A 20,502-nucleotide genomic window follows, 5' to 3' on the forward strand; every position below is an offset into this window, starting at 1 on the left:
CGCCGATGGCGCGGGCCGCTGACGCCGGGGCGGCGTTGCCCGAAGGCGTGGAAGTCCTGCTCGAGACCCTGCCGCCGGCGCAGCGGGCCGTCCTGCAGGCGCGAGTCGAGCGCTGGCAATCCTGGACACCCGAAGCGCGTGCGGCCTTCGCCGAACGCGCCGCGCGCTGGGACGCCCTGCCGCCGCTCGAGCGTGGCCGGCGGCGCGAGGCCTGGCAGGCCTGGCGCGCCCTGCCGCCAATGCAGCGCGAGCAGGTCGGCGGCATGTCGCGCGAGTTCGCCGCCCGTCCCGTCAACGAGCGCGAGGCCCTGCGTGCGCGCTTCCAGGCCCTGGACACGAGCGTGCAGCGGGGCTGGCTGCTGGGTCCGGTGCTCGGGGCGGACCACTGGCGCCTGCATGGCCTGCTGGCGCAGGTTCCCGGCGACCAGCGCGCGCCGTTGCTCGAGGTGCTGGCGGCGATGACAGCCGCGCAGCGCGCGCAGCTGTACGTGCTGGTCCAGCGCACCCCGCCGCAGGACCGCGACGCGTTGCGGCGCGAACTGATCGCCACGCCCGCCGACCGGCGCCAGTCGTGGCTCTGGGAACAGCTCGATCGCTGAGGCGGCCGTCCCGCCTCAGCGGTCGCAATCCTCCCGGGCCAGGTGCACCAGCACGCGACGGCGGGCCGCGTAGCGGCCGCCGAAACGCTTCTCGCCCTCCTCGCGCATGCGCGGGGCGTGCTCGGCCAGGTAGCTCTGGAACGCCGCCGCGTCGCGCATGCGGTACTGCACGCACAGCGCGACGCGACCGGGCTCGCTGGCCGGGTCGATGACTTCGTAGAGGTCGGCATCGATGAAGCCGGGCAGCCGGCAGACATCTCCCACGTGCGCGTCCAGCCACGCACGGTAGTCCTCGATGATCGCCGCCTCGACGTCCAGGTTGACTTCGTAGACCACGTTGCCGCTCATACCGTGTTCGCCATGGTTGCCAGGAACATGAAGGTCGCCGTCAGGGTCAGCATCCAGAAATAGATCGACCCGACCACCAGGTACTTGAGCAGCGTCATCGGCCAGCCCTGGCCGTAGACCCGTTTCTGCATCAGCAGCAGGTAGAGCGGCATCCACATCAGGATCAGGACCCAGGCGACGCCGGTGAGCCCGGACAGCCACGGCAGTGAGGTCGCGACCGCGTCGCCCAGTCCGATCAGCAGGAACATCACCGTCAGGCTGACCAGCAGGAAGCAATGGCTGTAGAGCGCGATCGCCAGGTGTTCCAGGTAAAGGCGGCGCTTGAACAGGTAGGCGACCTTCAGCAACAGCGCGAACAACGGCACGAGCACGAACAGCGCGGACGGCACCGAACCCAGGAACGCTTGCAGGTACAGGTCCGGGCGTCCGTCGAGGCGCTCGAAGTTCGCGACCATGCGCGCCAGCTTCTGGTTCAGCCAGGCATTGGCCGGCGCCGGCAGGCTCTTGATGTTGACCGTGTCCTCGTCGACCTTCCAGGCTTCGGAGTCGGAGGTGAACAGCGGGCCGTCGAACTCGTTGCCTTCGCCGGCATCGGCGTCTTCCGTCGCGCTGGCATCGGAGGTCGCCGTGGCGGCTGCATCGTCCGCCGGGGGCGCCGGATCGGCGGCAGGCCTCGTCGCGGATCCCGCCCCATTCGGCGCGTCGGCTTCCGCGGGCGGCTCGTCGCCGGCGGCGCCCGCCTTCGCCCTTGCGCGACGTTCCGCGCGCTGCAACTGGCCGATGCGGTTGGCCGCCTCGCCGCGGATACGGGTCTCGGCGGTGATCAGGGCGACGTCGACGCCCGGTAGCGCGGCGCCGTCCGCGGCGGCCTCCTCGCGCGCCTTGCGGATCTCGGCGAGCATCTCGTCGCGGCGCTGCTCCACCGCCTCGACGGTCTCCAGTTTCGCCAGCGCGACCGACTCCTTGCCGGCGTCGATGACCACCGGCGCGTCGTCGATGTGGATCATGAGCCGGCCGATGAAGAAGGTCAGCACGCTGAGGATGACGAACATGCGCAGCGGCGGGATGTAGCGCGCGCGATGGCCGGCCAGGTATTCCATCGCCGCACGGCCGGGCACCATCAGGTCGCGCAGGGTCCGGAACACGCGGCCATCGAGGTGCCAGAACGACTCGAAAACCTCTTCGATGGCATGGCCGACGTGGCGCACGGGGCTGTGCGTGGACTGCCCACAGTCATGGCAGTAGTGCCCGTGCAGGACGGCGTCGCAGTTCTCGCAGTGGCCGTGCGTCGTGGTCTCGGGCGCTCCGTTGCCGGGGCTTGCCGCGGGTGTGTCGGTCATGGCGATCGGGAAGCGTCAACGCGCGTGTTCAGGAACCTGCCGCTAAGATAACGGGCTGCCGTGACCCGGCGCCAGCGCGCGACGCCTGATCGCTGCCGGCCGAAGTCGCCCGACGGTGCCCCGCATGTCTTCCCAGGTCTCCCCGCGTCCGCGCTTCCGCCGCGAAGTGCGCGCCTCCGCCATTCTCGCCGCGCCCCTGGTGCTCGGCCACCTTGCCACCGGCCTGATCGGCTTCGTCGACAGCGTCATCGCCGGCCACCACGGCACCGATACCCTGGCCTCGGTCTCGGTGGGCACGGCGTTGTTCTGGCTGCCGGTGATGATCCCGATGGGCACCCTGATGGCGCTGCCGGCGGCGGTCTCGCAACTCGACGGCCGCGGTCGCCGCGGCGAGATCGGCGCCCTGTTCCGCCAGGCCCTGTGGCTGTCGGCGGGGCTGGGGCTGCTGTTGTTCGCCTTCATGAGCCTGGCGACCCTCGCGCTCGCCCCGATGGGCATCGCACCGGAGATCCGGCCCGGTGCCGAGGCGTTCCTCGACGGGATCCGTTGGGGCGTGCCGGCACTGACGATGTACCTGTGCATGCGCTACCTGTGCGACGGCCTGCACTGGACCCTGCCGACCATGCTGTTCGGTTTCGGCGGCCTGCTGCTGCTGGTGCCGATGGGCTATGCCTTCACCTATGGTGCGTTCGGCCTGCCCGAGCTGGGTGCCGGTGGCCTTGGGCTTGCATCGGCGGCGATGATGTGGGCGCAGGCGATCGGCTTCGCCGTGTACCTGCGCCGTTCGCCGCGTTTCGCCAGCCTGCGCCTGTTCGAGCGCTTCGACGGCCCGCGCTGGCCGGTCATCCGTGGCCTGCTCGCGACCGGCTTGCCGATCGGCGTGACCGTCGCGATGGAGGGCGGCCTGTTCATCGCCACCGCGCTGCTGATCGGTCGCCTGGGCGAACTGCCGGCTGCCGCGCACCAGATCGCGATCAACGTCGCCGCGCTGTGCTTCATGGTGCCCATGGGCCTGGCCGAGGCCACCACCGTACGCGTCGGCCACGCACTCGGCCGCGGCGATGCCTTCGGCGTGCGCCGCGCCGCCTTCGCCGGTTACGCGATCATGCTGGGCACCCAGCTGCTGTCGGCCATCGTCCTGCTGGCGGGAAACGAGGTGGTGGTGGGCTTCTACACTGCCGACGCGGCAGTGGCCTCGCTGGCAGCCAGCCTGCTGCTGTACGCCGCCGCCTTCCAGTTCCCCGATGGCATCCAGGTGCTCTCGGCCGGCGCGCTGCGCGGCCTCAAGGACACGCGGGTGCCGATGATCCTCGCCGCCATTGCCTACTGGGGCATCGGCATGCCACTGGGCGCCGGGCTGGGACTGGGCCTGGGCTGGGGGCCCAAGGGGATGTGGATCGGCCTGATCGGCGGGCTTTCCGTCGCGTCGGTGCTGCTGGCGGTGCGCTTCATGCGCGCCAGCCAGCCGCACCGGCTGCTGCCGGGCGGCACCTGAGGGCGCGCCCGGACGGCAGTGCGGGTGACGTTCGGCGGATGCCGTCGACCGTGGCCTCGGGTAGGCTGGGCGCCTGACTCAGACACCGTGATGCCATGAATTCGACCGTCCAACGCAATCCCGTCGCCCGCGTCTTCGTGGGCCTCTGGGACGCCATGAACTTCACCCGCCGGCTGATCTTCAACATCCTGTTCTTCGGCCTGCTGCTGATCCTGCTGGTGGCCCTGGGCAGTGGCGAGCGGGCGGTCCCGCTGCTCGAGCGCAGCACGCTGGTGATCGCGCCCGAGGGCAACCTGGTCGAGCAGTTCAGTTCCGACCCGGTCACGCGCGCCATCGGCAAGTCCATGGGCCAGCAGGGAGCCGAAGTGCAGCTGCGCGACCTCCTTCGCGCGCTGGACGCGGCGGCCGACGACGCCCATATCGAGCGTGTCGTCCTGCGCCTGGACGGGCTGCAGGGCGGTGGCATGGCCTCGCGTCGCGAGCTCGCGCGCGCCGTCGCCCGGCTCCGCGAGAGCGGCAAGCCGGTGCTCGCCTTCAGCGAAGCCATGGGCCAGGGCCAGTACCAGCTCGCGGCGGAAGCCAATGCCCTGTACCTCGATCCGATGGGCGGCATGATGCTCGAGGGCCTTGGCCGCTACCGCACCTATTACCGCGAGCTGTTGCAGGACAAGCTCGGTGTCGACGTGCACCTGTTCAAGGTCGGCGAATACAAGTCCGCTGCCGAGCCCTACGTGCTGGACGCGGCCTCCCCCGAAGCCAAGGAGGCCGACCTGTTCTGGATGAACGACCTCTGGAACCGCTACCTGGCCGACGTTGCCAAGGCACGCAAGCTCGATGCCGCGCAGCTCGCAGTGGCGGTGGAGCAGATGGACGTGGGCATCCAGGCCGTGGACGGCGACCTTGCCCGCTACGCGCTGGAGCAGAAGCTGGTCGACGGGCTCAAGACCCGCGAGCAGTTCGACGACATGCTGGTCGAGGACGGCGTCGCCGACGAGGATGCCGACGGCGGGTTCCGCCAGGTCGACCTTGACACCTATGTCGCGCACCTCGACAAGGCCGCGCTGAAGGCCGTCGACCCGCGCCCGCAGGTCGCGGTCGTGGTCGCCGAAGGCGAGATCAGCGGCGGCGAGCAGCCGCCGGGTACCGTCGGCGGCGTGTCGACCTCGGCGCTGCTGCGCCAGGCCCGCGACGACGAGAAAGTGAAGGCCGTCGTGCTGCGCGTCGACTCGCCCGGTGGCGAGGTGTTCGCCTCCGAGCAGATCCGCCGCGAAGTGGTCGCCCTGAAGGAGGCCGGCAAGCCGGTCGTGGTGTCCATGGGCGACCTGGCGGCATCGGGCGGCTACTGGATCTCGATGAATGCCGATCGCATCTACGCGGATCCGTCCACGATCACCGGTTCGATCGGCATCTTCGGGCTCATCCCGACCGTGCCGCGCGCGCTGGAGAAGATCGGCGTGCGCAGCGATGGCGTCGGCACCACGCGCTTCGCCGGCGCCTTCGATATCACCCGCGAACTCGCGCCGGAAGTCGGCCAGGTGATCCAGTCGGTCATCGAGAAGGGGTATCGCGACTTCACCGGGCGCGTCGCCGCGGCCCGGGGCAAGTCGGTCGACCAGGTCGACCAGGTCGCGCGCGGCCGCGTCTGGAGCGGCGCCCAGGCCCGCGAGCGCGGCCTGGTGGACGACTTCGGCGGCCTGGACACCGCCATCGCCGACGTCGCCGAGCGCGCCGAACTGGGCGAGGAAGGCGACTACGCCGTGCGCTACGTCGAGAAGCAGGCCACGCCGTTCGAGCGCTTCTTCACCGGTATCGTCGAGGGTCGCGCCGGCAGCGTCCTGCTGCGCCACAGCGGGCTGGGCGAGCACATGCTGGCGCGTGCGTTCCCGCAGATCGACCAGGACCTGCGCTTCCTCGAAGCCTCGGCCAGCCCGACCGCCGGCGTGCCCGTGAAGTCGCTGGCGTACTGCTTCTGCAAGCTCTGAGCGGTCGCTCGCGAGCGGGCGCAGGATGAAAGACGCCCCGGCCATGCCGGGGCGTTCTTGTTTCGCGGGGTATCCGCTGCCCAGATGGGGCTGAAGCTGGCCGGGTCGGCGCGGTGCCGGTCGTGCGCCCGGCGCGTTCCCACCCAGGCAATCAGGAGCTGGATCCCCGCGTACGCTGGGATGACGGTGTTTGACGGTTCGCAGGGAGCGACGGCGTTCTTCGCGAACGAGGCGCGGCGAAGCAGGTGCAACGCGCGTTGCCCGGCGTGCCCGAAACCTGCCGCGCCCCGCCCACCGCGTCATCCCAGTGCACGCGGGGATCCGGCCTTTCGCCCCTGCCTTCGTTCTCGCTCCCCATCATGGGTGTGTCCGGGCGCGCCAGGAGGGGTGTCGCGGTGCTCGACCCATCCTGCGGCTCGCTGCGGTGAGCTCCTGGCGTCTTGAAGCGCGGTCCCCGGACGGAACCTCAACCGGTCGGCGCACGCGTCGCGCTCGCCACCGCAGCCTCAGCCGCCTGAGGCCTCGATCGCGTCGTCCTGGGCCTGGGAGGCGTCCTGGACGGCCTGTTCGGCGGCCTTCGCCCTCTCGATGGGCGCCTGGATCGCGTCGCGCATTCCGGTCGCATCGCTGGCGCTGGTGGCTTGCGGTTCCGGCGGCTGCTCCTTGTCGGGCGCCTCGGGCTTGCTGCAGGCCCCCAGCGCGAGGGCGGCAAGCAGGGCGGTGGCGACGGTCATGCGGTGCAGATGGGACATGGGTGCCTCCTGTCGGTCGGGTCACGACGATCAGGCGCTATGCTACGACGACACGCGCGCCGTTGCCGGCGCGCTGCGACGAGGAGCAGGCATGGACCCCAACCGCTGGCGACTGGACGGACAACTGGCACTGGTGACCGGCGGCAGCGCCGGGATCGGGCAGGCCATCGCCCGCGAGCTGCTGGGCTTCGGCGCCGACGTCCTGCTCGCGGCGCGCGACGCCGATGCCCTGGATGCGGTGCGCGACGAACTGCGCGAGGACTTCCCGGAAAGCGACATCGAGTGGTTCGCCGCCGACGTCGCCGACGACGAGCAGCGCCGCGAGCTGCTGGACTGGGTCGAGGACTTCGGCGAAGGCCTGCACATCCTGGTCAACAACGCCGGCGGCAACCTGAGCAAGCCGGCGACCGAGTACGCCGACGACGAATGGCGTGCGATCTTCGAGGTCAACACCTTCGCGGCCTTCGAGCTCTCGCGCTACCTGCACCCGTTGCTCATCCGGCACGCGGCCTCGAGCATCGTCAACGTCGGCAGCGTGTCGGGCAGCACCGCGGTGCGCACTGGCGTGCCCTACGGCATGAGCAAGGCGGCGATGCACCAGATGACGCGCAACCTGGCGGTCGAATGGGCCGAAGACGGCGTGCGGGTCAACGCGGTCGCGCCGTGGTACATCCGCACGCGGCGCACCTCCGGCAAGCTGGCCGACCCCGACTACCTGGACGAGGTCCTGCTGCGCACGCCGCTCGGCCGGGTCGGCGAGCCCGAGGAGGTCGCCGCCGCCGTGGCCTTCCTGTGCCTGCCCGCCGCGGGCTACATCACCGGCGAGTGCATCGCCGTGGACGGCGGCTTCCTGCGCTACGGGTTCTGAGCAGGGGCGGCAGCCGGCGCGCCCGCGGGTCCGCCCAGTTCCTCGTCCAGCAGGGTCGCCAGCGGCGCGAGGCCGCGCGACAGGGCTTCGATTTCCGGACTGATCCGGCTGACCAGGTGGTAGCGACCGTCGAGGCAGGCCTCCACCAGTACCTGGCTGCCATCCTTCGCCAGCGGCGCGGTTGTTTCCGCTTCGATGGACGGCATCGACCAGAAGCCCGTGTCCGCCAGCAGCCGCACCATGTCGGACCTCGCCTCGACCGGCAATTCGGCCTGCCTGACCCGTACCACGCGCGTCCACCGTCATCGGCAACGGCTGGCGCGGATCAGGCCCTCGATGCGCTCGACCTCCGCGCGGGTGGCGGCGGGATCGTCGCTGCGGGCGAACACCAGCTTCGCCTGCTCGTCGCGCAGCCGGCGCAGCCAGGCATCGCACAGGCCCTCTTCGGGCACGGCGCTGCAGCTGTCTTCGCGCATCTCGCAGGCACTGCCCGCGCCGATGCCCGGATTGCCGCCGATACCGACCGTCTGCAAGGGCGCGCAGCGGGGGGGCGGCTCCGCAAGGTCGCCGAAATAGCGGTCGTTGTCCCAGGTGCGACAGTCGTACAGCGGCGGCAGGGGCGTGGCCTCGCCGTCCGCGGCCTCGTCCGCCTCCGCGACGGGTGCGCGTTCGGCAAGCGGCGTGCCCGAATCGAGCAACTGGAAATCGGAGCTGCTGTCACCGCCCACGCCGATGCCGTCCGAGCGGGTTTCCAGCGGGATCGCGCGGACGATCGGCTGGCCGGGGGTCGGCATCGCCGCTGGTTCTGGCGCGGGCGTGGCCGTAGGCGCGAGCACGGGGGTGGGCGGTGGGCTGGCAGGTTCCTGGGCGACCTGCCATTCCGGTTCGGGCAGCGTCGAGGCCGGGCGGGGCACCACCGGCGGCGCGCTGGGCAGGTCGTTGACCACCTGCTTGCGTTCCTCGGTGCCGGCCGGGCAGGGCGCGCTCTGGATGGTCAGGTTGCCCCCGGCATCGGTGCACCGGTACAGGGTGGTCTGGGCCCGCGTGGGCGCGGTGGCGAACATGGCGGCGCAGACGACGCTGGCCAGGGCGGCCAGGAAGCGCGGCCGCGTGGCGCGGTGCAGGAGGCGCGCGCGCGCGCCATGGGACGTGGCGAGGATCGGACAGCGGGGCATCAGGGGTTCCGGCAGTCGTTGGCGAGCCGCGCGTCGATGCCGCGCTGCTCTTCGTCGATGGCGTGGCGTTCGCTTTGCAGCGCGCTGTTGTAGCGGCGATCCAGCGCATAGCGCCGGTCGCGCAGGCGATCGCAGACCTCGCGCTGCGGCAGGGCGTTGCAGGTGTCGCGGATCCAGGTTCCGGCGGGATAGCCGACGGTCGCCAGCGGCGGGCCGCCGCCGTGGCGGAAGCCGCCGCCCACGTCGATGCGGCCCCTCACGTTGCCGCCGCCGATGTCCACGCGTCCCCGGTAGCCGCCGCCGTGCACGGGCCCGGTCACCACCGGATAGCCGAGCGTCCACAAGGGAACCCAGCGCGGATTGCCTTCCGGCGTATCGCTCGTGTAAGTCTCGCCATCGGGCGTGGTGCACTCGTACATCGGCCGGGGCGGCTGCAGGTAGACGACCTGGGGTGCGCCCGGGGCGGGCGCCGGAGCCGTGGCCGGGCGGGGGACCGGGGGGGCCGCGGGAGGCGGGTCGACCGGGCGGCGCATGGTCTGGACCTGTTCGCGCTCACCGGGCTTGCAGGGCGTGTCGCGCAGGCTCAGTTGTCCCTGCGCATCGGTGCAGCGGTAGATGGTGACCGTCCCGGCCAGGCTGCTGCCGCACGCGAGCATGCCGGCCAGGCCCAGGGCCGTAAGCAGCCGGGGCGCGCGGAGGGCGTTGTCGGGCGTCATGCGCATGCCGCCATCTTGCGCCCTGCCGTCGCGGTGGGAAAGCGCCTGGATGAACGCGCGCCTATTCGGCGCGGCTGAACTCGATCCGCATCGTGTGGCGTTCCTCGCCGCCATGCGTTTCGTACATGTCCATCACGTGATGGTCGGCATCGACGATCCGCAGGGTCTCGCGCACCGGCAGCATCTTCCCCGCCGCCATCGGGTCCGGCCACTCGCCGGTGAAGGTGTAGGTCCTGCTCGCGGCGTCGTAGCGCCCGGTCATCGTGTAGGTGCCGGTGGACATGTTGTCCATCCACACGCTGGTGTACACGCCGCTGACGTTGTCGTAGCCGGTGTGGCTGGCGCCCTCGAACGGAGCGCCCATCATTTCGCCGGCATAGGCCATGCGCATCTGCCGGCCGCCGAACTCGGCGGTCGTCTGCGCCTGCCCGGTGGCGGTCATCGGCGGCGCGTCGGGCGCCATCCACAAGGTCTGGCGCGCATCCCAGCGGCCGACGAAATGCTCCGCCAGCCGCGCGTGCTCGGGTCCGGGCCTGGATGCCTTTTCCCAGGCGGCCATCATCGCCTGCTGTTCGGGACTCATCGCGGCCGTCGGATCGCTGGCCGCCTCCTGGGCGTTGACCAGTGGCGCGACCGCCAGCGTGCATGCCAGGAGGACCGCGTGGTGGACGGGACTCGTCATGTGCCTGCTCCTTTGTGGGCGCCGGTGGGCGGTCCCCGGATCCTACGCCCGCACGGACCCACGGGCATGCGGCGATGCGGCGAAACTCAGGCCCGGATCAACTGGCCGTCGCGGGCGTCGCGGATGACGGTGGGCGCGGCCATGCCGCCGGTCTCGCCCGGCGCGACCGCGTCCACCGCGGACAGCAGGTCGGGGTCGAGCTGGTCGTGCAGGAACGCGGGCGGCGCCCCGGCCAGGTTGGCGCTCGTAGACACAAGCGGCGCGCCGAAGGCGTGGCACAGGGCGACCACGTGCAGGTGCGCGCTGACGCGGACCGCGACGCTGTCGTGCGCGCCGGTGACCCAGCGGGGCACCCGGGCGGTGGCCGGGACCACCCAGGTGTTGGGGCCCGGCCAGCTGGCCAGGACTTCGTCGCGGCGGCCATCCGGCAGGGCGTCCCAGTCGACCAGGCCGTCGAGCTGCGTCGGGCGCGCGGCGATCAGGATCAGGCCCTTGTCCACCGGACGCTGCTTGATCCGCAACAGGCGGGTGACCGCGGCCTCGTCGAAGGGGTCGCAGCCCAGGCCCCACACGGCCTCGGTGGGGTAGGCGATGACGCCGCCGCCGCGCAGGGCGGCGACGGCGGTGTCGAGGGCGGGTGCGTCGCTCATGCCCGCAGTCTGTCAGCTGCGGCCCGCGTGCGCGAGCCCGCCGTCGCGGCGGGGCTCAGAACTCGACCCAGGCGTCGCGCCAGTTCGATCCCGTGCCGGGCGCATAGTGGGCGGCGCTGTTGATGTTGCACCAGCCGCCCTCGGGGAACGGTCGGCACGCATAGAGCTTGCCGTCGCTGCCCTTGACCACCGTCTCCCCTGGCTTGTACTGGCCGATGCCGTCCGGGTAGACGTAGTCGTAGTCGCCCGGCGGCGGCGGATCCTGCGGCAGGGTGATGTCGATCTGGTGGCGACGCCCCGTGCCCGACAGGTAGACGTGGTTGCCGCTCGCGGAGGCGATCGGGGTGATGCTGCCGTTGGCGAGCACGCCGATCCGGGCGAAGGACGCGCGGGCATTGACCTGCTCGCCCACGTATTTCGGCCAGGCCGTCGTCGATCCCTGCGCGGCGCTGCTGATTTCAGTGTCGATCCGCTCGGCGTCGCTGCCGTCGGCGTTGAACACGCGCAGCGAGACCTGCGTGCCGGCGGGCAGGGGGTTCTGCGCGACCAGGGCGCCGGCATCCTGCCATTGCGGCGGCGGTGGCGGGGTGGTGCCACCGGCGAACTTGACGTCCATGCAGGTGTAGAAGGCCTCGGTCGAGTCCGATCGCTGCCAGGTGTTGTAGATCACGTGGCGCCCGCTCCGCTGCGGGAGCTGGCAGCTGAGGTGGTAATTGCCGTCGGCCGACAGCGGGGTGTTGCCGATGCGGCAGAACTCCTGCAGGTCGGACCACTTCAGCGCGGTGTTCGGATTCCAGCCTTCCGGGGTCACGTAGAAGACCCATTCGCGGGTCGAATGCGGCGCCGTGCCCTTGAACAGGAACTCGTAGCGACCGTTGGCCTCGGGCGCGATGTCGGTGGCCTGCCAGTCGCTGCGCACCAGGTCGAGACCGCGGAAGGTCGGGTTGTTGCCGCTGCACAGCTTGCCGTCGGGCACCACCGCCTGGTGGTTGCCGTTCGCATTGGCCTGGTTGATGCCCATCCAGTCATAGAACAGCTGGGAGCCGGCGACTTCCCATGCAGCGCGGCAGGCCGGGTCGGCGGGGTTCTCGCGGTTGCCCTGGGCGCAGGCATAGATGCGGCTGACGGGTTTGACCATGGTGCCGTGGGCTTCGGCGCGGCCGAGGGGCAGGGCGCCCAGGAGCAGGCAGGTGGCGATCGCGCCCCACTGCAGGTGCGGGTGTGTCTTCATGACGGTGTGCCTCTGAATGGATGTCCGGTCCGGATCCCCCGGCGGGCAGAGTAGACAACGATGTCAGGAAGAACTGTGATCCCACCGGCGGAACAGCGGCCCGTCGTTCATGGCTTGAGTGTCTTTTTTTCGTCCTTTTACATCCGGCGGATATGTCCTGCGCTGTCCTGCACATTAAGATCGGACAAAGCGGACAAACTGGGACATCGACGCTGTCAACGAAAACGGCCACCCGGAGGTGGCCGCGTTTCGCCCGGGCAATGGGGTGGTCAGCCGGCGGTCTTGCCCGCGGCCTTCTTCGCAGGGGCCTTCTTCGCGGCCTTCTTGGTGGCCTTCTTCGCCGTCTTCTTCGCCGTCTTCTTCGTTGCTTTCTTGGCGGCCTTCTTCGCCGGTGCCTTGGTCGCCGCCGCCTTCTTGGCCACCTTCTTCGCCGGCGCTTTCTTGGCGGCTTTCTTGGCGAAGCGGCTGCGTACCGGCTTGCCGGTTTCCTCCAGCAGCTTCAGCGCTTCCTCCAGGCTGAGCGTGGCCGGTTCGCGGTCCTTGGGGATCTTGCCGTTCATCTTGCCGTCGCTGATGTACGGACCGAAGCGGCCGTTGAGCACCTGGATGTCATGGCCTTCCCACTCCCGGATGATCCGGTTGCGGGCGATCTCTTCCTTCTCCTCGATCAACTCGACAGCGCGGGCGAAATCGATGGTGAAGGGGTCGTCTTCCTTCTTCAGCGAGGCATAGGTGCTGCCGCGCTTGGCGAAGGGGCCGAAGCGGCCGATGCCGACGCTGACGGCCTCGCCATTGGATTCGCCCAGGGCGCGCGGCATCTGGAACAGCACCAGGGCCTCTTCCAGGCTGATGGCGTAGATGCTCTGGCCGGGCTGGAGCGAGGCGAACTTCGGCTTCTCCTCGTCCTCGACCGTACCCATCTGCACCAGGGGGCCGTACTTGCCGATGCGCGCGCTGACCTGGCGGCCACTTGCCGGATCGTCGCCCAGCACGCGCACGCTGCCCGAATCGATCTTGTCCAGCGACTCCTTTTTCTCGTCGACCAGCTGCTTGAAGGGGCCCCAGAAGCGCTCCATCAGCGGCACCCATTCCTCCTCGCCGCGGCTGATCGCGTCGAGCTCGTCCTCCATCCGCGCGGTGAAGTCGTAGTCGACGTAGCGCGGGAAATGGTTCGAGAGGAACTTGCTCACCGCGCGGCCGACGTCGGTGGGGCGGAAACGCCGGCTCTCGAGTTCGACGTACTTGCGGAAGATCAGGGTGGCGATGATCGAGGCATAGGTCGAGGGGCGACCGATGCCGTACTCTTCCAGCGCCTTGACCAGCGAGGCTTCCGAGTAGCGCGGCGGCGGCTCGGTGAAATGCTGGTCGGCGTGGATGCGGTCGAGCGGGATGCGGTCGCCGGGGACCATCGCCGGCAGCTTGCGCCCCTCGTCGTCGTCATTGGCGCCCTTGCTGTCCTTGCCTTCCTCGTAGACGGCCAGGAAGCCGGGGTCGACCACGGTGGTGCCCGACACGCGGAAACTGTGCTCGCTGCCGGCGGCCATGTCGACCGACACGGTGTTGAGCCTGGCCGGGATCATCTGGCAGGCGACGGCGCGTTTCCAGATGAGCTCGTACAGGCGGCGCTGGTCGTCGTCGAGGTAGCGCGACACCTGCGCCGGCGTGCGCAGCGCGGAGGTCGGGCGGATCGCCTCGTGCGCCTCCTGCGCGTTCTTGGACTTGGTCTGGTAGGTGTTGGGCTTGTCGGGCAGCGCGCCGGTGCCGAAGTCGCGGGCGATCACGTCGCGCAGCTCGGCCAGCGCATCCATCGACAGGTTGACCGAGTCGGTACGCATGTAGCTGATCAGGCCGACGGTGCCCTCGTCGCCGATGGCCACGCCTTCATAGAGTTTCTGCGCGACCTGCATCGTGCGCTTGGTGGTGAAACCCAGCTTGCGCGAGGCTTCCTGCTGCAGGGTGGAGGTCGTGAACGGCGGCGCCGGGCGGCGCTTGCGCTCCTTGGAGGTGACGTCGGTGACCTGCAGCGCGCCGCCGGCGGCCGCGACGATCCGCTGGCGGGCGGCTTCGGCGGACTCGCCGTCGGTGAGGGTGAACTGCTCGAACTTCTTGCCGTCCAGCTTGACCAGCCGGGCCGTGAAGTCCTGCTTGGGGTGCTTGCACTCGGCTTCGACCGACCAGTACTCGCGGGCCTTGAACGCTTCGATCTCCTCCTCGCGCTCGACGATCATCCGCAGCGCCGGCGACTGCACGCGCCCGGCCGACAGGCCGGCCTGGATCTTGCGCCACAGCACCGGCGAGAGGTTGAAGCCGACCAGGTAGTCCAGCGCCCGGCGCGCCTGCTGGGCGTCGACCATCGGCGTGGAGATGTCGCGCGGCTCGTTCATCGCCTCCTTGATGGCGCGCGGGGTGATCTCGGTGAAGACCACCCGCTGCAGGGTCTTGTCCTTCAGCAGCCCGCGCTCTTGCAGGATTTCCGCGATGTGCCAGCTGATCGCCTCGCCCTCGCGATCCGGGTCGGTCGCCAGGTAGAGCGCATCGGCGGACTTGGCGGCCTTGGCGATCGCGGCGACGTGCTTTTCGTTCTTTTCGATCAGGTCGTAGCGCATCGCGAAATCGTGGTCGGGATCGACCGCCCCCTCCTTGGGCACGAGGTCGCGGACATGGCCATAGGAGGCCAGGACCGTGAAGTCCTTGCCCAGGTACTTGTTGATCGTCTTGGCCTTGGCGGGCGATTCGACGATGAGGAGGTTCTTGGCCATGCGGTGACTCCACGGGGCAGCGATTGCCCCGCACGTATATACAGCAAAGAAGGCGACGCCCGCGGCAAGACCGCGGGCGCTTGGGGGGTATTCCTTATTATTAGTGGAATCACGCGGACCGGGGTGCTGTCAAGCTCGGAGGTCCGGGAAGGCGCCGGGGCGCCGGGCAGGCGGGTAGGGCTGGCGCCCGGCCCGCCGCTGCCGCGCTCAGTTGTTGCCCATGGCCGCCATGAAGCCGACCAGGACCATCAGGCCGATGTAGGCAAGCACCAGCAGGCCGCCGATCACCAGGATCACCGTTGCCACCGTTCCCAGCTCGTGGCGCTGCCGTTCAGGATGGTCGGTGAAGGCCCACTGGTCGACCACCAGCGTGCTGCACATGATGTCGTGCAGCGCACGCTTGCGATCGGTGAACGCCGCCATGATCAGGCCGATGTAGAGCAGCAGCGAGCCGAGGATGACGCCAAAGTAGCGCCCGATGCCGCGCGCGAAGGAGATCCGGTGGCCATCGTCGCTGGTGACCTTGATGCCGACCGCCATCTTGCCCAGTGTCGCCTGCCTGGCGGATGCATGGAATGCGGCGAAATACACGGCCTGCAGGGCCAGGGGCACGATGACCATGCCGACCAGGATGCCCATGACGCCGCCGGCCAGGAGCCCGGCCGAGTCGCCCGCCAGGGCGCCGGCACTGACGCCGAAGAACACGGCCATGACCACCATCTGCACGATCCAGCTGACCACGCCGACCGCGAAGCTGTCGATCATGTAGGCCGCGACGCGCTTCCAGAACCCGGCGTACACCACCTCGCCGCCCGCCTGGAAGCCGCCCAGGTCGGTGAGCGTGGAGGCGGGCGGGGCGTATGGCGAGGCGAGCGGCGCCGGCGCGCTGTTGTACGGGTCCATGCCGTCGGTCACCGTCGGTGCTGCCGGTGCTGCCGCCGAGGCGTCGGGGCCCAGGACCTCGTGCGCCATCGCGCGCCAGGGCTGCCACTGCGCCATGCCTTCGCGCCAGACCAGCGCATCCACGGCCAGCTGGCCACTCTCGTGCAGCCCGGCGAGTGTCGACGCATCGACCGGGCCTTGCCGGTTGCGGTCATCGTCGCTGTAGTACCACTGAGTCATCGCGTGTTCCTTGTTCGTTGATCGGTTGATCCGGGTGGCGCGCGGCGCTTCGGCGCCCTGACGTGGCTCAACGGCCGTCCCACGAGGCCCGGCAGTGTCGCGGTCGGAAGCGGTGGTCGAGGCTGCCCTCGCTGCACGTCCATTCGAACACGCCATCTTCGTCGGGCAGGCCCTTGAAGCGCAGCGTCTCGCCATCGATGCGCGCCGCATCCGACGCGAATCGGATTTCGTACTCGCAAGGGAGCTTGCGCACCGAGCCGATGCGGACCTCCGCCACCTGGGCGCCGGCATAGGCCTCCGGCGCCTGGAAGCCCTCGTCGTCGTTCTCCGGGCAGCGGCCGGTGGCGGCATGGAATTCGCCGATCCGGCCCTGCAGCGGCTGGTTGGCCGCGATGCCCTGGGCCACCTTTGCGCGCAGGGTGTAGTCCTGGTAGGCGGGAAGGGCAATGGCCGCCAGGATCGCCAGCACCGGGACCGCGAGCGCGGCCGCGACGAGCAGGGCGATCACGCAGCCGGACATGCCCTTGCGCGGTGCGCCAGCGGCGTGCGTGTCCGGTCGCGCAGGAGGCGGCGGTACCCCGGGCACCGGGGTTGGCAGGTGGGGGTCGGGCGCGATCGCATCGAGCCCCAGCTCGGCCGCCAGTCGCGAGAGGGGTTGCCATTCCGCCATGCCCGTTCGCCACGCCAGCGTGTCGGCCCGGACTTCGCGCTTGCGCCAGGCATCGCGCAGCTGGTCGGCATCGATCGGGCCGACCCGGCCACGGGCGGCATCATGGAAGTACCACTGGTTCATCGCGCACTCTCCCCCTGTCGTGCAGTTGCCCGGCCGCCTGGCGCCTCCCCGCGCCAGATGCGCCCGCTTGTCCCGGATGCATGGTCGGCGCATACGCAAGCGCCGGCCCGCCTTTATACCGGCTGCCGGCGCTGTTTTGAATGCAGGGGTGGACGACGCGCCTCCCCGAGGCCCCTCCGGGTGCCCCGGGGGCGCGGGATCAGTGCACCGGTTCCGGCTCGTCGGCGAAGATCTGGGTTTCCATCCAGGCGTAGGCCGCTTCCGCGCCCGGCTGGTTGAACAGCACCATAAGCACGACCCACTTGAGGTCGTCGAGGTCCAGCTCGTCCTGGTCCAGGGCCATGGCGCGGTCCAGCACCAGTTCGCGCTGGCCGGCATCGAGGATGCCGTGCTGCTCCAGGAACATCAGGAAGCCGCGGCAGTCGGTGTCCAGGCGGTCGAGTTCCGCCGTGGCGAACACGCGGGTCGGGCCGTTGGGGCGGGCCACGCTGGCACCGGGGCGCTGGCGGGCCAGCGCATCGAGCCATTCGAAGGCCTTGTTGATCTCGGCGGGGCTGAAGCCGGCCTGGCCAAGTTCCTCGATCAGGGGGCCGCCGGTCAGGGATTCCTGGTCGCGGACCAGGTCCGATTCTTCGGTGAAGTAGTGCTCGAACAGGTACAGCAGGACGTCCAGGATGCTCTCTTTCATTTCCCTCGGCCTGCGCCGCATGCGGCGCGGTGGTTCAGGAGGAATCGCCGGTCGATGGACTGGCCCGGCGGCGGTTCCGACTGTGTCCGTTCAGTGGCGACGGAAGTACCGGCCATGCTGCGACGTCACGCGTCCTTCAAGCTCCATGACCAGCAGCATGGAGGACACTTGGGCAGCCGTCAATCCGCTGCGTTCAACCAGTTGATCCATATCCGTTGGGTCATGGCCGAGCGATTCCCACAACGTGTTGTGGTCCGGGCTGTCGCAAGGTTCCTTGAGACCTGGCCCGGGCGCACCGCCGCCGGGAGAGGCTGGCAGGCCCGCCCCGAGGGTGTGATCCCCGGATGTGGGGGCGCCGAGGCGACGACGCAAGTCGTCTGCCAGGCGGAGCGCGAGCGGCGCAAGGGCGCCGGTCAGGTCGTCGATGTCCTGGACAAGGGTGGCGCCCTCGCCGATCAGGCGATGGCACCCGCGGGCCATCGGGTTGTGGACCGAGCCGGGTACGGCGAAGACTTCGCGCCCGGCCTCGGCGGCCAGCCGCGCGGTGATGAGGGCCCCCGAGCGTGCCGCCGCCTCGATCACCAGGGTACCCAGCGCCAGCCCCGCGATGATCCGGTTGCGGCGGGGGAAGTGCTCCGGTCGGGGGCCGGTGCCCGGGGGGAACTCGCTGACCACGATGCCTTGCTCGAGCAGGTCGGCATGCAGGCCATCATTGGCGGGTGGATAGGCGACATCCGGCCCGGTCCCCAGCACCGCGATCGTGTGGCCGCCTTCGGCCAGCGACGCCCGGTGGGCGGCGGTGTCGATGCCCGCCGCCATACCGCTGGTGACCGTCAGGCCCGAGCGGACAAGTGCGCGGGCGAATCCCCGGGCATTGTCCAGTCCGCCCGGACTGGGGCGCCGCGAGCCTACGACGGCGACGGCCGGTTGCCATAGCGCGAGCGGGTCGCCCACCACGAACAACGCCAGCGGCGGGTTGTTGACGTGCCGGAGCAGGGCGGGGTAGTCCGGTTCGTGCCAGCCCAGCAGGTGATGGCCGGGGATGGAGAGCCAGTCGAGGACGCGCCCGGGCGGCATGGCAGCGGCGCGCAGGACCGCGACCTGGGCGGGCTCCAGGCCGCAGGCGCGCCAGGTGGAGGCGCCTGCCTCCAGCGCCGCAGCGGGCGTACGCGCCTGCCCGAGCAGGCGGCGGCGGGGCGCGCTGGCACCGCCGCAGGCAAGCAGGCGCAACAGCGCCAGATGGTCGTCCGTGATCATCGGCAGGCAGGTCGTGGGCGGAGACGTCCAGCCTAGCCCGGAAACGACGACGGCGCCCTCGGGCGCCGTCGCAAATGGATGTAGGACTTTTCCGAATCCGCGGGCGGGGCGGGTATCAGTAGGCCGCGTCCGGATGCTTGAGTTCCTGGCCGACCTGCACCGGGCGGACGCCGTCCATCACCAGCGCATAGCTGACCCTGTCGAAGGTGCGGAACACCATCAGGTGGCCGGCGAACTCGTCGGGCAGGCGCACCTTGGAGCCCGCGCCGACGGCATCGGGGCTGCGGTCGTTGCCCACGGCCACGCGGTCCACGGCGGTGCTGCCGACGCGCCAGCTGGAGAACACCGTGCCGTTGTCGACGCCGTCGAGCGCGCCGACCGAGAGGGCGACCACGTCGCGCGGGCCACCGGTGATGACCGAATCGGCCACGCCGAGGACCTTGGCCTGGCCGTAGGCGAGGTTCTGTGCCGGCGGGTGCGGGATGAACTGAAGGTCGTAGGGTTGTGCCTCGACCGGGATCAGGCGGTCGCCGGCGCGGACTTCGCGACCCTTGTCGTCGACCAGCAGCGTGGTGACGTCCGACTGGCCGGCCGGCCCGCGGGTCACGGTGGCGACGGTCTGCTGCATCAGTTCGTGGCCGAGGAAGTCGCCACCGCCCGGCGGGGTCATGTGGTTCCACATCTTCTCGGTGCCGGCGATGTCGTGGCCGCGGTAATCCAGGTCGATCGGACGGCGGTTGCTGGTACCGCAACAACGCTCCGGGTCCAGCGTGGTGTAGGTGACGGTCGGGCGGACGACGGCGTAGCGCTGGCCCGGCTGGGCGGCCACCAGGCCCTTGGCGTAGACCACCTGGCCCTCGGCGCCGCGCAGGCGGTCTTCCTCGAGGCCGACGATGTAGGGCAACTCCTCGAAGCTGTCGACGACGCGCAGGTTCTTGAGGAACGGCTCGATCTCGGCCAGCGGAATGGCGTTGATCGGCGCTTCCTCGCGCGGGCCCGGGTCGACCGCGACGCGGTTGAGGTACGCCAGCGAGATCACGTCGCCCGGGTAGATCAGGTGCGGGTTGGCGATCTGCGGGTTGGCCTGCCAGATTTCCGGCCACAGCCACGGCTTCTGCAGGAACTTGCCGGCGATGTCCCAGAGGGTGTCGCCGCGCTTGACCACGTAGGTGTCGGGATGGTCACCGCGCATCTCGGCCGCGAGGCCGTACGTGGCAACGGTGAACAACGCAGCGGCAATCACCGCACGGATCGGTTTAAACATGGCAGCCATCTACCTGATTCCCCTAACAGAATGCCCGCGGGCGCCGTTGACGGCGGGGGCACGGGCACTATAGCCCAGATGGCGCGCGCCGTTGCAAGCCTTGAGGCCCCAATATCGGCGTTACAATGACCGCCCTGCTTGCGTCCTGTGACCGGCGCCCCCATTTTCCAAGCCATGGCCCTGCTCCCGATCCTCGAATTCCCCGATTCCCGCTTGCGCACGGTGGCGACGCCGGTCGATCCGGCCGAAATCGCCGATCCGGCCTTCCAGACCCTGCTCGACGACATGTTCGAGACCATGTACGACGCCCCGGGCATCGGCCTGGCCGCCAGCCAGGTCGACGTGCACAAGCGCTTCATGGTGATCGACGTCAGCGAGGAGCGCGACCAGCCCCTGGTGTTCATCAACCCCGAGATCAGCGCCCGCGACGGCGAACAGGTCTACCAGGAGGGCTGCCTGTCGGTGCCGGGGATCTTCGCCGACGTGACCCGCGCCGACCGCATCACCGTGGAATACCTCGACCGCGACGGCCAGGCCCGGCGCCTCGACGCCGACGGCGTGCTCGCGGTGTGCATCCAGCACGAGATGGACCACCTGCTGGGCAAGCTCTTCGTCGACTACCTGTCGCCGCTCAAGCGCGAGATGGTGCGCAAGAAGCTGGCCAAGGCACGGCGCCAGGCCGCGGCGTAATCCGGAAATCGAGCGTGGGGAACCGGGAACGGGTCGCCTGGTGACCCGCTCCGTCGATTGATTTTTTGCTGGCGGCACGCCTTCGCTCGCC

Annotated in this window: 19 protein-coding genes and 1 pseudogene; 5 read left to right on the forward strand and 15 right to left on the reverse strand. The window is 70.0% G+C overall.

From position 1 onward, the window contains the following. A partial coding sequence (locus tag FKV25_RS05310) for a DUF3106 domain-containing protein (RefSeq protein ID WP_141517763.1) occupies positions 1 to 599 on the forward strand: 599 nt, incomplete at its 5' end. A 15-nt stretch (positions 600 to 614) separates the two neighbouring features. Here the strand turns inward: FKV25_RS05310 and FKV25_RS05315 are convergent. Beyond that, entirely contained in the window at positions 615 to 947 is a 333-nt protein-coding gene (locus FKV25_RS05315) for a DUF4286 family protein (protein WP_141517764.1), read from the reverse strand. 986 nt (positions 948 to 1,933) lie between these two features. Next, positions 1,934 to 2,287, reverse strand: a pseudogene (locus FKV25_RS16645) (DUF3667 domain-containing protein); the annotation flags it as partial. A gap of 124 nt (positions 2,288 to 2,411) precedes the next feature. Here FKV25_RS16645 and FKV25_RS05325 point away from each other — a divergent pair. Beyond that, positions 2,412 to 3,782, forward strand: a complete 1,371-nt coding sequence (locus tag FKV25_RS05325) for an MATE family efflux transporter (RefSeq protein WP_141517765.1) — start codon at positions 2,412 to 2,414, stop codon at positions 3,780 to 3,782. A gap of 95 nt (positions 3,783 to 3,877) precedes the next feature. Further along, positions 3,878 to 5,764 carry a signal peptide peptidase SppA gene (gene sppA / locus FKV25_RS05330; protein WP_141517766.1) on the forward strand — a complete coding sequence of 629 codons (1,887 nt, stop codon included), beginning with the start codon at positions 3,878 to 3,880 and terminating at the stop codon, positions 5,762 to 5,764. A 506-nt stretch (positions 5,765 to 6,270) separates the two neighbouring features. Here the strand turns inward: sppA and FKV25_RS05335 are convergent. Next, a complete protein-coding gene (locus tag FKV25_RS05335; protein WP_141517767.1) occupies positions 6,271 to 6,516 on the reverse strand; it encodes a hypothetical protein in 246 nt (81 codons plus the stop codon). Between the two features lie 91 nt (positions 6,517 to 6,607). Between FKV25_RS05335 and FKV25_RS05340 the strand changes: the two genes are divergently transcribed. Continuing rightward, positions 6,608 to 7,384 (forward strand): SDR family oxidoreductase, encoded by a 777-nt coding sequence (locus FKV25_RS05340; protein WP_141517768.1) that lies wholly within the window; start codon positions 6,608 to 6,610, stop codon positions 7,382 to 7,384. On the opposite strand, the gene FKV25_RS05345 is transcribed toward FKV25_RS05340, so the two are convergent. The 12 genes from FKV25_RS05345 to FKV25_RS05400 all read right to left on the reverse strand — a co-directional run bounded on the left by FKV25_RS05345 (position 7,372) and on the right by FKV25_RS05400 (position 19,721). Further along, a complete protein-coding gene (locus tag FKV25_RS05345) occupies positions 7,372 to 7,626 on the reverse strand; it encodes a hypothetical protein (RefSeq protein ID WP_141517769.1) in 255 nt (84 codons plus the stop codon). The two genes, FKV25_RS05340 and FKV25_RS05345, sit on opposite strands and share 13 nt — an antisense overlap. A 60-nt stretch (positions 7,627 to 7,686) precedes the next feature. Further along, positions 7,687 to 8,559, reverse strand: coding sequence for a DUF4124 domain-containing protein (locus FKV25_RS05350; protein WP_141517770.1), 873 nt, complete (start codon positions 8,557 to 8,559; stop codon positions 7,687 to 7,689). Next, complete coding sequence (locus tag FKV25_RS05355; protein WP_246071942.1) at positions 8,559 to 9,281, reverse strand: DUF4124 domain-containing protein; 723 nt, start codon at positions 9,279 to 9,281, stop codon at positions 8,559 to 8,561. Before FKV25_RS05355 ends, FKV25_RS05350 begins: the two co-directional genes overlap by 1 nt. 55 nt (positions 9,282 to 9,336) lie before the next feature. After that, positions 9,337 to 9,957, reverse strand: coding sequence for a DUF1579 domain-containing protein (locus FKV25_RS05360; protein ID WP_141517771.1), 621 nt, complete (start codon positions 9,955 to 9,957; stop codon positions 9,337 to 9,339). A gap of 86 nt (positions 9,958 to 10,043) precedes the next feature. Further along, positions 10,044 to 10,607, reverse strand: coding sequence for an L-threonylcarbamoyladenylate synthase type 1 TsaC (tsaC, locus tag FKV25_RS05365; protein WP_141517772.1), 564 nt, complete (start codon positions 10,605 to 10,607; stop codon positions 10,044 to 10,046). 55 nt (positions 10,608 to 10,662) lie between these two features. After that, complete coding sequence (locus FKV25_RS05370; protein WP_141517773.1) at positions 10,663 to 11,838, reverse strand: lytic polysaccharide monooxygenase; 1,176 nt, start codon at positions 11,836 to 11,838, stop codon at positions 10,663 to 10,665. A gap of 269 nt (positions 11,839 to 12,107) precedes the next feature. Further along, positions 12,108 to 14,597, reverse strand: a complete 2,490-nt coding sequence (locus FKV25_RS05375; protein WP_141517774.1) for a DNA topoisomerase I — start codon at positions 14,595 to 14,597, stop codon at positions 12,108 to 12,110. Between the two features lie 207 nt (positions 14,598 to 14,804). After that, positions 14,805 to 15,719 (reverse strand): RDD family protein, encoded by a 915-nt coding sequence (locus FKV25_RS05380; RefSeq protein ID WP_141517775.1) that lies wholly within the window; start codon positions 15,717 to 15,719, stop codon positions 14,805 to 14,807. Between the two features lie 67 nt (positions 15,720 to 15,786). Next, positions 15,787 to 16,512, reverse strand: coding sequence for a GYF domain-containing protein (locus tag FKV25_RS16570; protein ID WP_170218552.1), 726 nt, complete (start codon positions 16,510 to 16,512; stop codon positions 15,787 to 15,789). 199 nt (positions 16,513 to 16,711) lie between these two features. Further along, positions 16,712 to 17,200, reverse strand: coding sequence for a DUF494 family protein (locus FKV25_RS05390; protein ID WP_141517776.1), 489 nt, complete (start codon positions 17,198 to 17,200; stop codon positions 16,712 to 16,714). Positions 17,201 to 17,290: 90 nt separating this feature from the next. Beyond that, entirely contained in the window at positions 17,291 to 18,457 is a 1,167-nt protein-coding gene (dprA, locus tag FKV25_RS05395) for a DNA-processing protein DprA (protein ID WP_141517777.1), read from the reverse strand. Positions 18,458 to 18,572: 115 nt separating this feature from the next. Next, positions 18,573 to 19,721, reverse strand: coding sequence for a LysM peptidoglycan-binding domain-containing protein (locus FKV25_RS05400; protein WP_141517778.1), 1,149 nt, complete (start codon positions 19,719 to 19,721; stop codon positions 18,573 to 18,575). A gap of 174 nt (positions 19,722 to 19,895) precedes the next feature. On the opposite strand from FKV25_RS05400, the gene def reads away from it, so the two are divergent. Further along, positions 19,896 to 20,411, forward strand: coding sequence for a peptide deformylase (gene def / locus FKV25_RS05405; RefSeq protein WP_141517779.1), 516 nt, complete (start codon positions 19,896 to 19,898; stop codon positions 20,409 to 20,411). Positions 20,412 to 20,502: the final 91 nt, after the last annotated feature.

The sequence above is a fragment of the Marilutibacter aestuarii genome, from assembly GCF_006546775.1.
GTDB classification, from domain to species: domain Bacteria; phylum Pseudomonadota; class Gammaproteobacteria; order Xanthomonadales; family Xanthomonadaceae; genus Marilutibacter; species Marilutibacter aestuarii.